Origin of the sequence: Paraburkholderia sp. SIMBA_030 (genome assembly GCF_046535245.1) — a bacterium.
Taxonomy (GTDB): domain Bacteria; phylum Pseudomonadota; class Gammaproteobacteria; order Burkholderiales; family Burkholderiaceae; genus Paraburkholderia.
Window position 1 is genome coordinate 1 of sequence record NZ_JAWRXB010000467.1, and the last position, 274, is coordinate 274.

1 pseudogene is annotated in these 274 nt (G+C 58.4%); it reads left to right on the plus strand.

The annotated features are described in order from the left end of the window. Positions 1 to 274 (plus strand): annotated as a pseudogene (hycG, locus tag SB772_RS40820) (formate hydrogenlyase subunit HycG); the annotation flags it as partial.

The following is a 274-nucleotide window of genomic DNA, read 5'->3' on the forward strand; positions in this document are numbered from 1 at the left end:
GCCTACGTTTACCGCGTGGACTGCGGCGGCTGCAACGGCTGCGAAATCGAAATTTTCGCCACGCTTTCGCCGCTGTTTGATGCAGAACGCTTCGGCATTAAAGTCGTTCCTTCACCGCGTCATGCGGATATTTTACTGTTTACCGGCGCGGTCACCCGTGCAATGCGATCCCCTGCGCTGCGTGCGTGGCAGTCCGCGCCGGACCCGAAAATTTGTATCTCCTACGGTGCCTGCGGTAACAGCGGCGGGATCTTCCACGATCTCTACTGCGTGT